The organism is Salmonella sp. SSDFZ54, assembly GCF_004010735.1.
GTDB classification, from domain to species: Bacteria; Pseudomonadota; Gammaproteobacteria; order Enterobacterales; family Enterobacteriaceae; genus Salmonella; species Salmonella enterica.
In genome coordinates this window covers 1,674,539-1,688,009 of record NZ_CP034819.1, presented here as the reverse complement: position 1 = coordinate 1,688,009, position 13,471 = coordinate 1,674,539, and the positions used below count along the sequence as shown (strand labels likewise).

Below are 13,471 nucleotides of genomic sequence, written 5' to 3'. Positions count from 1 at the left end.
TAATGCGATGAAAAGAAAATTGTCCTGGATGTGTGCGGCGGTAATAGGATTAAGCGCGTTTCCTGCTTTCATGACGGCGGCGGCGCCTGCTACGCCGCCATTGATAAATGCTGAACCCACCGAGCCTGCGCCGTCGCCCGCAACTGAGGCGCCCGTCGTGGCGCAGACCGCGCCTTCGCGCGAGGTCAAGCTGACCTTTGCGCAAATCGCGCCGCCGCCGGGCAGTATGGCGCTGCGTGGCGTTAACCCTAACGGCGGCATTGAATTTGGTATGCGCAGCGATGAAGTGGCGTCGAAAGCGGTGCTGAATCTGGAATATACGCCCTCGCCGTCGCTCCTGCCGGTTCAGTCGCAGCTCAAGGTTTATCTCAATGATGAACTGATGGGCGTATTGCCGGTGACAAAAGAGCAGTTGGGGAAAAAGACGCTGGCGCAGGTACCTATCAATCCGCTATTTATCACCGACTTTAACCGGGTGCGGCTGGAGTTTGTCGGCCACTATCGCGACGTGTGTGAAAACCCGGCCAGCAGTACTCTGTGGTTAGACATCGGGCGAAATAGCGCCCTGGATCTGACCTATAACATGCTGGCGGTGAATAACGATCTGTCCCACTTCCCGGTGCCGTTTTTTGATCCGCGGGATAACCGTCCGGTGACGTTGCCGATAGTGTTTGCTGATATGCCGGACCTGGCGCAGCAGCAGGCGGCTTCTATTGTCGCGTCCTGGTTTGGCTCGCGGGCGGGCTGGCGCGGTCAGCGCTTCCCGGTGTTGTATAATCACCTGCCGGATCGCAATGCGATCGTGTTCGCCACCAACGATCGACGCCCCGATTTCCTGCGCGATCATCCTGCGGTTAACGCGCCGGTTATCGAGATGATGAGCCATCCGGATAATCCGTATGTGAAGTTGCTGATCGTGTTTGGTCGAGATGATAAAGACCTGTTGCAGGCGGCAAAAGGTATCGCGCAAGGGAATATTCTCTTCCGCGGTTCCAGCGTGGTGGTCAACGATGTAAAACCGCTGCTGGCGCGAAAACCGTATGATGCGCCGAACTGGGTGCGTACCGATCGCCCGGTCACTTTTGGCGAGCTGAAAACCTATGAAGAGCAGCTCCAGTCGAGTGGGCTGGAGCCGGCGCCCATCAACGTTTCTTTGAATCTGCCGCCGGACCTCTATTTGCTGCGTAGCAACGGTATTGATATGGATCTCAACTACCGTTATACCTCGCCGCCGACTAAAGACAGTTCACGGCTGGATATCAGTCTGAATAACCAGTTCCTGCAAGCCTTTAGCCTTAACAGCACGCAGGAAACTAATCGACTCCTGTTGCGCCTGCCGGTACTTCAGGGACTGCTGGATGGTAAAACGGATGTGTCTATTCCGGCGCTCAAACTGGGGGCGATGAACCAACTACGTTTTGACTTCCGCTACATGAATCCGATGCCGGGCGGGTCGGTGGACAACTGTATTACCTTCCAGCCGGTACCGAATCATGTGGTGATAGGGGATGACTCCACTATCGATTTTTCGAAATATTACCACTTTATCGCGATGCCGGATTTACGCGCGTTCGCCAATGCGGGTTTCCCGTTCAGCCGGATGGCCGACCTGTCTGACACGCTGGCGGTGATGCCGAAGACCCCAACCGAAGCGCAAATGGAAACGCTGCTGAATACGGTCGGCGCCATTGGCGGGCAGACCGGTTTCCCGGCAATTAATCTGACCATCACCGATGATAGCGCTCAGATAGCCGACAAAGACGCCGATCTGCTGATTATTGGCGCTATTCCGGGCAAGCTAAAAGACGATAAGCGTATCGATCTGTTGGTGCAGGCGACACAAAGCTGGGTAAAAACCCCGATGCGGCAGACCGCTTTCCCGTCGATTATGCCGGATGAGGCCGATCGCGCGGCGGATGCGCAGTCCACCGTCACCGCCAGCGGCCCGATGGCGGCGGTGGTGGGCTTCCAGTCGCCGTTTAATGATCAGCGCAGCGTGATTGCTCTGCTGGCTGATAGCCCGCGCGGTTACCAGCTACTGAACGACGCTGTGAACGACAGCGGTAAACGCGCCGCGATGTTTGGTTCCGTGGCGGTGATCCGCGAGTCCGGCGTTCACAGTCTGCGCGTTGGCGATATCTATTACGTCGGACATCTGCCGTGGTTTGAGCGGCTGTGGTATGCGCTGGCGAATCACCCGGTGCTGCTGGCGGTACTGGCGGCCCTCAGTGTGGTATTACTGGCGTGGGTATTGTGGCGTCTGCTACGTATTCTCAGTCGCCGTCGTCTCGACCCTGACCATGAGTAACGCATGATGACTATGCTGCGCGGATGGATAACGATGATCGTCATGCTGACGGCAATAAATGCGCAGGCAGCCTGTAGCTGGCCTGCGTGGGAACAGTTCAAGAAAGATTACATTAGCCAGCAGGGACGCGTTATCGATCCGGGCGATGCGCGAAAAATTACCACCTCCGAAGGGCAAAGCTACGCCATGTTCTTTGCCCTGGCAGCGAACGATCGACCGGCGTTCGCGCAACTTTTTAACTGGACGCAAAACAATCTGGCGCAGGGATCGCTGCGTGAACATCTGCCCGCCTGGCTGTGGGGGCAAAAAGATCCCGACACCTGGTCGGTGCTGGACAGCAACTCCGCGTCCGACGGCGATATCTGGATGGCATGGTCGCTGCTGGAGGCCGGTCGTCTGTGGAAAGAGACGCGTTATACCGAGGTGGGCACGGCGTTGCTAAAACGCATCGCTCGCGAAGAGGTCGTGAATGTGCCGGGGCTGGGCTCAATGCTGCTACCTGGCAAAATCGGCTTTGCCGAGGCGAATAGCTGGCGTTTTAACCCAAGCTATCTGCCGCCGCAGTTGGCGCAATACTTTAGCCGTTTTGGCGCGCCGTGGTCGACGCTACGGGAAACCAATTTGCGGCTTTTGCTGGAAACCGCGCCGAAAGGTTTCTCGCCGGACTGGGTGCGTTATGAAAGCAAGCAAGGCTGGCAGTTGAAAGCGGAAAAGACGCTGATCAGTAGCTACGATGCGATTCGCGTCTATTTATGGGCGGGAATGATGCATGATGGCGATCCGCAAAAAGCGCGTTTACTGGCGCGATTTAAACCGATGGCGACGTTAACGATGAAAAACGGCGTTCCACCGGAGAAAGTGGATGTCGTCAGCGGGAATGCGCAAGGGACGGGGCCGGTCGGGTTTTCCGCCGCTTTACTGCCTTTCCTGCAAAATCGCGACGCCCAGGCCGTGCAGCGACAGCGGGTCGCAGACCATTTTCCTGGCAGCGATGCCTATTACAACTATGTGCTGACTCTCTTTGGACAAGGCTGGGATCAGCACCGTTTTCGCTTCACCGTCAAAGGTGAATTATTACCTGACTGGGGCCAGGAATGCGTAAGTTCACGTTAAGTCTCATGCACGCTTTTTTGCCGGCTGGCGGTCGAAACGCCTTACCTGGCAAAAGGGGCGTTTCTCGGGCATTGTTGGGGTTATCGCTTGGTATGGCGCTAACACCGCTTGCCGGCGCAGCGACCTCCGCGCAGCAACAGTTGCTGGAGCAGGTTCGGCTGGGCGAGGCCACGCACCGTGAGGACTTAGTCCGTCAGTCGCTCTATCGCCTGGAGCTGATCGACCCCAATGATCCACAGGTTATCGCCGCCCGTTTCCGCTATCTGTTGCGCCAGGGGGATAGCGACGGGGCGCAGAAGCTACTTGACCGGCTGGCGCAACTGGCGCCGGAGTCGACGGCGTATCAATCTTCCCGCACCGCGATGCTGCTCTCCACGCCGCAAGGACGCCAGTCTTTGCAGGAGGCGCGTTTACTGGCGACGACCGGCCATACTGAACAAGCGATCGCCAGCTACGACAAGCTGTTTAAAGGTTATCCGCCGGAGGGCGAACTGGCGGTCGAATACTGGACGACCGTGGCGAAATTGCCCGCCCGCCGTCACGAAGCGATTAACCAGCTACAGAAAATCAATGCCGTCAGTCCGGGTAATAACGCTCTGCAAAATGCGCTGGCGCAACTGTTGTTCGCCAGCGGGCGGCGCGATGAGGGATTCGCGGTGCTAAAACAGATGGCGAAATCCAGTACGGGACGCAGCGCGGCCTCCGCCATCTGGTACCAGCAGATAAAAGATCTCCCGGTGAGCGACGCCAGCGTAAAAGCGTTGCAAGACTATCTGACGCAGTTTAGCGAAGGCGATAGCGTGTCTGCCGCCCGCGCCCAGCTTAACGAGCAGCAAAAACAGTTAGCCGATCCGGCGTTCCGCGCGCGCTCGCAGGGCATCGCGGCGGTTAATGCCGGAGAAGGCGGTAAGGCCATTGCGCAATTGCAGCAGGCGGTGAGCGCCCGGCAGGACGACAGCGAGGCGGTCGGCGCGCTGGGGCAGGCATACTCACAGCGTGGCGATCGCGCCCGCGCCGTCGCGCAGTTTGAAAAAGCGCTGGCGATGGCGCCGCACAGCAGCAGCCGCGATAAGTGGGAGAGTCTGCTGAAGGTCAATCGCTACTGGCTGTTAATTCAGCAGGGCGACGCGGCCTTAAAAGCGAATAATCTGGCCCAGGCGGAGCGTTTCTATCAGCAGGCGCGAGCAGTGGATAACACCGACAGCTACGCGGTACTGGGGCTGGGGGATGTGGCGATGGCGCGCAAAGATAATGCCGCCGCCGAACGTTATTATCAGCAGACGCTGCGTATGGATAGCGGTAATACCAATGCTGTACGCGGGCTGGCGAATCTTTATCGCCAGCAGTCGCCGCAAAAAGCCGCCGCGTTTATCGCTTCTCTTTCCGCCAGCCAGCGGCGCAGTATCGACGATATCGAACGCAGTCTGGAAAATGACCGTCTGGCGCAGCAGGCGGAAACGCTGGAAAGCGAGGGCAAATGGGCGCAGGCCGCAGACCTGCACCGTCGTCGGCTGGCATTAGATCCGGGGAGCGTGTGGGTGACGTACCGACTGTCACGCGATCTGTGGCAGGCCGGGCAGCACGCCCAGGCCGATGCGCAAATGCGCTCTCTGGCGCAGCAGAAGCCAAACGATCCGGAACAGGTCTATGCTTATGGGCTTTATCTTTCCGGCAGCGATCGGGACCGGGCGGCGCTGGCGCATCTCAATACCCTACCGACCAGCCAGTGGAACAGCAATATTCAGGAACTGGCGGGCCGATTGCAAAGTAACCAGGTGCTGGAAAGCGCTAACCGCTTGCGCGATAGTGGCAAAGAACGCGAAGCGGAAGCGTTGTTACGTCAGCAGCCGCCCTCTACGCGCATTGCGTTAACGTTGGCGGACTGGGCGCAGCAGCGTGGCGATAATGCGGCGGCCCGCGCCGCTTATGACGCCGTTCTGGCGCGGGAACCGGGTAATGTCGATGCCATGCTGGGGCGGTTGGAAATCGACATCGCACAGGGCGATAACGCCGCGGCGCGCGCTCAACTGGCGGCGCTGCCTGCGTCGCAAATCACCTCTATTAACATGCAGCGCCGCGTCGCGCTGGCGCAGCTCCAGCTTGGCGATATCACGGCGGCGGCGCGGACCTTTAACCGCATTACGCCGCAGGCAAAAGCACAGCCGCCATCAATGGAAAGCGCAATGGTATTGCGTGACGCCGCCGCTTTTCAGGCGCAAACGGGCGAGCCGCAGCGGGCGCTGGAGACCTACAAAGAGGCAATGGTCGCCGCGGCGATTACGCCGGTTCGTCCCCTGGATAACGATACCTTTACCCGCCTGACGCGCAATGATGAAAAAGATGACTGGCTAAAACGCGGCGTGCGTAGCGATGCGGCGGAGTTGTACCGTCAGCAGGATCTCAATGTCACGTTGGCGCACGATTATTGGGGATCGAGCGGGACTGGCGGTTACTCCGATCTGAAGGCGCATACCACGATGCTTCAAGTGGATGCGCCCTGGTCGGACGGACGGGCGTTCTTTCGTACTGATATGGTGAATATGGATGTTGGCCGTTTCTCTACGGATGCGGACGGAAAATACGATAATAACTGGGGTACCTGTACGCTGGAGAAATGCAGCGGACATCGTAGCCAGGCCGATACGGGCGCGAGCGTGGCGGTCGGCTGGCAGAATGAGACCTGGCGCTGGGATATCGGCACGACGCCGATGGGCTTTAATGTCGTTGATGTGGTCGGCGGCGTCAGCTATAGCGACGATATCGGGCCGTTGGGTTATACCCTGAACGCGCATCGTCGCCCGATCTCCAGTTCGCTGCTGGCGTTTGGCGGGCAAAAGGACGCCAGCAGCAATACCGGCACCAAATGGGGCGGCGTGCGGGCCAACGGCGGCGGCGTCAGTCTCAGCTATGATAAAGGCGAAGCAAACGGTGTCTGGGCGTCGCTCAGCGGCGACCAGTTGAGCGGTAAAAATGTGGAAGATAACTGGCGCGTGCGCTGGATGACCGGTTATTACTATAAGGTGATTAACGAGAATAACCGCCGCGTTACCGTCGGGCTGAATAACATGATCTGGCATTACGACAAAGATTTGAGCGGTTATTCACTGGGTCAGGGCGGTTATTATAGCCCGCAGGAATACCTGTCGTTTGCGGTGCCGGTGATGTGGCGGCAGCGTACGGAAAACTGGTCGTGGGAGCTAGGCGGCTCGGTATCCTGGTCGCACTCCCGCAACCGTACCATGCCGCGTTATCCGCTGATGAATTTGATTCCGGCGGATTATCAGGAGGATGCGCGTGACCAGACCAACGGCGGCGGCAGCAGCCAGGGATTTGGCTATACCGCGCGGGCGCTCATTGAACGCCGTGTTACTGCCAACTGGTTTGTGGGTACGGCTGTCGATATTCAGCAGGCGAAAGATTATACCCCCAGTCATCTGCTGCTGTATGTCCGTTATTCCGCGGCGGGCTGGCAGGGGGATATGGATTTACCGCCGCAGCCTCTGGTGCCTTACGCTGACTGGTAATCATTGCGTCAGGCCTACGAATTGACAGGCGTCGTAGGCCTGAGAAGCGCAGCGCCATCAGACGCTATCATTAACCGTTATTCAGAAAAGTCCTTTTCAGATACAGCCTCTCTTAATGCCGCTGCAATCGGGTATACTCAGGCGGCAGTCCGGGATATCCAGGGAGAGTCAATTTGCGCGTCAGCCGCTCGTTAACAATTAAACAGATGGCAATGGTTGCGGCCGTTGTCATGGTGTTTGTTTTTGTCTTTTGCACCGTTTTGTTGTTCCATCTGGTACAGCAGAACCGCTACAACACGGCTACGCAACTGGAAAGTATCGCGCGATCTGTTCGGGAACCTCTTTCTTCCGCGATTTTAAAAGCGGATCTCCCCGGCGCGGAAACCATTCTGGAAAGTATTAAACCTGCGGGCGTGGTGAGTCGCGCCGATGTGGTATTGCCGAATCAGTTCCAGGCGTTGCGTAAGCGCTTCATTCCTGAACGCCCCGTCCCGGTTATGGTGACGCGTCTCTTCGAACTGCCGGTACAAATTTCTTTGCCGGTTTATTCGCTGGAGCGTCCCGCCAATCCGCAACCGCTGGCCTACCTTGTATTGCAGGCGGATTCGTACCGTATGTACAAGTTCGTCATGAGCGCGCTCTCTACGTTAGTGACCATTTACTTACTTCTATCTCTGATCCTGACGGTGGCCATCGCCTGGTGCGTAAACCGCCTGATTGTGCATCCGCTGCGCAAAATTGCCCGCGAGCTGAACGACATTCCGCAGCAGGAGCTGATCGGACATCAGCTGGCGTTGCCGCGTCTGCATCAGGATGATGAAATTGGGATGCTGGTGCGCAGCTATAACCTCAACCAGCAGCTTATGCAGCGTCAACGCGAGGAGCAAACGGACAACGCGATGCGTTTTCCGGTTTCCGAGTTGCCCAATAAAGCCTTTTTAATGGCGCTGCTGGAACAGGTTATCACCCGCCAACAGACCACCGCGCTTATCATCGTGACGTGCGAAACGTTGCGTGACACGGCAGGCGTGCTGCAAGAAACGCAGCGGGAGATTCTATTACTGACGCTGGTTGAGAAGCTGAAGTCGGTGCTGGCGCCGCGCATGGTGCTTACGCAGGTCAGCGGGTATGACTTCGCCATTATCGCCCACGGCGTTAAAGAGCCGTGGCACGCCATTACATTAGGTCAGCAAATACTCACTATCATTAATGAACGACTGCCCATCCAGGGTATTCAACTGCGCCCAAGCTGCAGTATTGGCATTGCGATGTATTATGGCGATCTGACCGCCGAAGAGCTCTATGGTCGCGCCGTCTCCGCCGCCTTTACCGCGCGCCGAAAAGGTAAAAATCAGATCCAGTTCTTTGACCCGGCGCAGATGGAGGCCGCTCAACAGCGCCTTACCGAAGAGAGCGATATCCTTACCGCGCTGGATAACCATCAGTTTGCCATTTGGCTGCAGCCGCAGGTCGAGATGCGCAGCGGCAACGTATTAAGCGCCGAAGCCTTGTTACGTATGCAACAGCCGGACGGTAGCTGGGAATTACCAGATGGGCTGATTGAGCGCATTGAATCCTGCGGCCTGATGGTCACGGTGGGCCATTGGGTGCTGGAAGAGTCCTGCCGCCAGCTTGCCGCCTGGCAGGAGCGCGGCGTGACATTGCCGCTCTCCGTCAATCTTTCCGCGTTACAGCTCATGCACCCTGGCATGGTGTCGGATCTGCTGGAATTGTTAAATCGCTATCGTATTCAACCGGGTACGCTGATTCTTGAGGTCACTGAAAGCCGCCGCATCGACGATCCACACGCTGCCGTCGCTATCTTACGTCCGTTACGTAATGCTGGCGTGCGTATCGCACTGGATGATTTTGGCATGGGTTACGCGGGGCTGCGCCAGTTACAGCATATGAAGTCGCTACCGGTCGATATCCTTAAAATTGATAAAATGTTTGTCGATGGGTTACCGGATGATCACAGTATGGTGACGGCGATTATCCTGATGGCCCGCAGTCTTAATTTACAATTGATTGCCGAGGGCGTGGAGAACGAGGCGCAACGCGCGTGGCTGGAACAGGCGGGAGTCAACGTCGCGCAAGGCTTCCTGTTTGCTCGGCCCGTTCCCGCGGATATCTTTGAAGAGCGGTATCTGTCGCACGAAAATCCTGATTACAAAAGTTAAAAAAGGTCGCGCTTGTGCGAGCCAGCTCAAACTTTTTAACATTTTTGTTTCAATTATGATCTTGGCGCATTTCTGTCATGTTGTGTGGGTGTTATTTTAAGGCCGCAGGTTACTCATAACCTTACAAGACCTGTGGTTTTTACTTCAAGGACACCCTATGAAAACCTCTCTGTTCAAAAGTCTTTATTTTCAGGTCCTGACAGCAATCGCCATTGGTATTCTCCTTGGCCATTACTATCCTGAACTGGGCGCACAAATGAAACCGCTTGGCGACGCGTTCGTTAAGCTCATTAAGATGATCATCGCTCCTGTCATTTTCTGTACTGTCGTGACGGGCATCGCAGGCATGGAAAGCATGAAGGCGGTGGGGCGTACCGGCGCGGTCGCGCTGCTTTACTTTGAAATTGTCAGTACGATTGCGCTGATTATCGGTCTTATCATCGTCAACGTTGTGCAACCTGGCGCCGGGATGAACGTCGATCCGGCAACGCTGGATGCGCAGGCGGTGGCCGTTTATGCCGCACAAGCCAAGGAGCAGGGCATTATTGCCTTCCTGATGGATGTCATACCGGGCAGCGTGATCGGCGCGTTTGCCAGCGGCAACATTCTGCAGGTCTTACTGTTTGCGGTGTTGTTTGGTTTTGCGCTGCACCGTTTGGGCAGCAAAGGCCAGCTCATTTTCAATGTAATTGAGAGTTTTTCGCAGGTCATTTTCGGCATCATCAATATGATCATGCGCCTGGCGCCGATTGGCGCATTCGGCGCGATGGCCTTCACCATCGGTAAATACGGCGTCGGTTCTCTGGTGCAACTGGGGCAGCTCATTATCTGCTTCTATATCACCTGTATTCTCTTCGTGGTGGTGGTGCTGGGGACGATTGCACGGGTAACGGGCTTTAGCATTTTTAAATTTATTCGCTATATCCGGGAAGAATTACTCATTGTGCTCGGCACCTCCTCTTCCGAGTCAGCGTTGCCGCGTATGCTCGATAAGATGGAAAAACTGGGGTGCCGTAAGTCGGTGGTGGGGCTGGTGATCCCGACGGGGTATTCGTTCAACCTCGATGGCACCTCTATCTACCTGACGATGGCGGCGGTGTTTATCGCCCAGGCGACCAACAGCCATATGGATATCTTCCACCAGATCACGCTGCTGGTCGTGCTGCTGCTCTCGTCAAAAGGCGCCGCGGGCGTGACCGGAAGCGGCTTTATCGTGCTGGCGGCCACTATCTCCGCCGTGGGCCATTTACCGGTTGCGGGACTGGCGTTAATCCTCGGTATCGACCGCTTTATGTCCGAAGCGCGCGCGCTGACTAACCTGGTGGGTAACGGCGTGGCGACGGTGGTGGTTGCCAAATGGGTGAAAGAGTTAGATCACCAAAAGCTGGACGATGTGCTTAATAATCGTGCGCCGGATGGCAAAACGCACGAAATTTCCTCCTAATCTCGCCACTTATGCCCGTAGTCCCTTCCAGGACTGCGGGTGTTTGCGCATAATTGACCCCTGCGCCCAAAGCATACAGCATGATGCTTAGGGATTATTTCACTTCTTCCGTGACATTTTTAGGTTCTCGCGGTCTAACACGAAGTGTTTTTACGTCATATTCAGGCATCCCTGCCGGGGCTGTCTTTTTATTACCAGGATTGTTGATCAGGGGTTCACATGCAGGGCACAAAAATTCGACTCTTAGCGGGCAGTCTGTTGATGTTGGCCTCTGCCGGCTATGTGCAGGCAGATGCGCTCCAGCCCGATCCGGCATGGCAACAGGGGACGCTGGCTAATGGGTTACAGTGGCAAGTGTTGGCTACGCCTCAGCGCCCCAGCGATCGTATTGAAGTTCGTCTCCAGGTTAATACCGGTTCGCTCACCGAAAGTACGCAACAGAGCGGGTTCAGCCATGCGATTCCCCGTATCGCGCTAACGCAAAGCGGTGGTCTGGATGCCGCACAGGCACGTTCTTTATGGCAGCAAGGGTTTGATCCGAAACGTCCCATGCCGCCCGTTATTGTTTCTTATGATTCCACGCTCTATAACCTCAGTTTACCCAATAACCGTAACGATCTGCTGAAAGAAGCGCTGACCTATCTGGCTAACGTCTCCGGTAAATTAACCATTACGCCAGAGACGGTGAATCATGCGTTAAGCAGCGAAGATATGGTTGCGACGTGGCCAGCAGATACTAAAGAGGGCTGGTGGCGTTATCGGCTGAAAGGGTCGGCGTTATTGGGGCACGATCCCGCGGAACCGTTAAAGCAGCCGGTAGACGCAGCCAAAATTCAGGCTTTCTATGAAAAATGGTACACCCCGGATGCCATGACGCTGATTGTTGTCGGCAACATTGATGCGCGCTCCGTCGCCGAGCAGATCAATAAAACGTTCGGTACGCTGAAAGGTAAACGCGAAACGCCCGCCCCGGTGCCGACGCTTTCGCCGCTGCGGGCGGAATCAGTGAGCATTATGACCGATGCGGTGCGCCAGGATCGTCTCTCCATTATGTGGGATACGCCGTGGCAACCGATTCGCGAGTCGGCGGCGCTGTTGCGCTACTGGCAGGCGGATCTGGCGCGCGAAGCGCTGTTCTGGCATATCCAGCAAGAGCTTACTAAAAATAACGCGAAAGATATTGGTCTGGGGTTTGACTGCCGGGTTCTGTTTCTGCGCGCGCAGTGCGCCATCAACATTGAATCACCTAATGATAAGCTCAATACCAATTTGAGCCTGGTGGCGAATGAACTGGCGAAAGTACGCGATAAAGGTCTGTCGGAAGAGGAGTTTACTGCGCTGGTGGCGCAGAAAAATCTCGAATTGCAAAAGCTGTTCGCGACCTACGCGCGTACCGATACTGACATTTTGACTGGACAGCGTATGCGCTCGCTGCAGAATCAGGTGGTGGATATCGCGCCGGAGCAGTATCAGAAGCTGCGTCAGAATTTCCTCAACAGCCTGACCGTCGATATGCTCAATCAGAATCTACGTCAGCAGCTATCGCAGGAGATGGCATTAATTTTGCTGCAACCGCAAGGCGAGCCGGAATTTAATATGAAGGCGTTAAAGGCGACGTGGGATGAAATCATGGTCCCGACAACTGCCGCCGCTGTTGAAGCAGATGAGGCGCATCCGGAAGTGACGGAGACACCGGCGGCACAGTAAGCTGCCGCCTGCCGGCCCGGTAAGCGCAGCGCCACCGGGCAAGAGCAAATGACTTACTGCGGCATCGCGTCGTGCGGAATAATGGCCCCACGGTACTGAATCACCGTGCTGGCCGTCAGGTGTCCGCGCTTCGCGGCATCCGTCGCGCTGCCGCCCGTCAAACGAACGGCCAGATAACCGGCGCTGAAGGAGTCGCCTGCGGCAGTGGTGTCTATCACTTTCTCTTTCGGCAGTTTCACTGCCGGAACGTCAATGAGCGCCTCGCCCTGAATCGAGACCAGGCAAGAGTCCGCCCCGCGTTTTACCACCACTTCCTGCACGCCTGCCGCATGGGTGCGGGCAATGACCTCTTCCACCGGTTGTTGACCCCATAGCGCGTCTTCATCGTCCAGTGTCAGGAAGGCGATATCAGTACATTCCAGCATCTTTTGATAGACCTGCTGCGTTTCTTCGCGACTTGTCCATAAACGCGGGCGATAGTTATTATCAAAAATGACTTTCCCGCCGTTGGCCCGACATTCACGCAATAAAGACAGCAGCTTATCACGGCTGGTCGGGCTTAAAATCGCGAGGCTAATGCCGCTCAGGTAGAGATAATCGAAGGTCGCCAGCGCCTCGCAGATAGCCGCTGACTGCTCGCTCTCCAGCCAGAATTTCGCTGCCGCTTCGTTACGCCAGTAGTAGAAGGTACGCTCGCCAGTATCATCGGTTTCGATGTAATAGAGGCCTGGCAGGCGATTTTCCATCCGCTGCGTTAGCGAGGTATCCACATTTTCATGCTGCCACGCCTCCAGCATCTGTTGGCTGAAACTGTCGGTACCCAGCGCCGTCACATAGTGAACGGCCAGAGCGGCAGAATCGACCTGACGGGCAATATAAACGGAGGTATTCAGCGTGTCGCCGCCGAAGCCGCGCTGAACATCAGCGCCTTTCTGCGACAGCTCAATCATGCATTCGCCAATCACGGCAATCTTTTTAGACATAGTCGTGAACCTGATCTGTAAAAATTAGCGTTAGTGTGCGCTGTGGATGTTTAGTGGTCAATAATATTAAAACATCGGTCCATTATTTTTTTGAGCAAGTGCGTATTTTTGACAAGTTTCGGGGTCTGTTTTTATTTTGCCAGGGACCGAGGGTAAAGTTCTCTGCCTGAACGCCGATAACCTTTGACGAGTCCGGACAGTCACACTCCCAT

Annotated in this window: 7 protein-coding genes; 6 read left to right on the top strand and 1 reads right to left on the bottom strand. The window is 56.2% G+C overall.

What is annotated here, in order from left to right; translation table 11 throughout:
• The first annotated feature begins 7 nt into the window (after window positions 1-7).
• The 6 genes from bcsB (at window position 8) to EOS97_RS08440 (ending at window position 12,276) form a co-directional block, all read left to right on the top strand.
• Window positions 8-2,308, top strand: a complete 2,301-nt coding sequence (gene bcsB / locus EOS97_RS08470; protein ID WP_000823809.1) for a cellulose biosynthesis cyclic di-GMP-binding regulatory protein BcsB — start codon at window positions 8-10, stop codon at window positions 2,306-2,308.
• A 3-nt stretch (window positions 2,309-2,311) separates the two neighbouring features.
• Entirely contained in the window at window positions 2,312-3,421 is a 1,110-nt protein-coding gene (gene bcsZ / locus EOS97_RS08465; protein WP_000988802.1) for a cellulose synthase complex periplasmic endoglucanase BcsZ, read from the top strand.
• Complete coding sequence (gene bcsC / locus EOS97_RS08460; RefSeq protein WP_001225187.1) at window positions 3,403-6,945, top strand: cellulose synthase complex outer membrane protein BcsC; 3,543 nt, start codon at window positions 3,403-3,405, stop codon at window positions 6,943-6,945. The genes bcsZ and bcsC overlap by 19 nt, the downstream gene beginning before the upstream one ends.
• Window positions 6,946-7,118: 173 nt before the next feature.
• Window positions 7,119-9,125 carry a biofilm formation regulator HmsP gene (gene hmsP / locus EOS97_RS08450; RefSeq protein WP_023165856.1) on the top strand — a complete coding sequence of 669 codons (2,007 nt, stop codon included), beginning with the start codon at window positions 7,119-7,121 and terminating at the stop codon, window positions 9,123-9,125.
• 157 nt (window positions 9,126-9,282) lie between these two features.
• Window positions 9,283-10,569 carry a C4-dicarboxylate transporter DctC gene (gene dctA, locus EOS97_RS08445; RefSeq protein ID WP_000858228.1) on the top strand — a complete coding sequence of 429 codons (1,287 nt, stop codon included), beginning with the start codon at window positions 9,283-9,285 and terminating at the stop codon, window positions 10,567-10,569.
• A 219-nt stretch (window positions 10,570-10,788) separates the two neighbouring features.
• Complete coding sequence (locus EOS97_RS08440) at window positions 10,789-12,276, top strand: pitrilysin family protein (RefSeq protein WP_001163182.1); 1,488 nt, start codon at window positions 10,789-10,791, stop codon at window positions 12,274-12,276.
• Window positions 12,277-12,329: 53 nt separating this feature from the next.
• Here EOS97_RS08440 and EOS97_RS08435 read toward each other — a convergent pair whose 3' ends face one another.
• Window positions 12,330-13,259, bottom strand: a complete 930-nt coding sequence (locus EOS97_RS08435; RefSeq protein WP_000037575.1) for a sugar kinase — start codon at window positions 13,257-13,259, stop codon at window positions 12,330-12,332.
• Window positions 13,260-13,471: the final 212 nt, after the last annotated feature.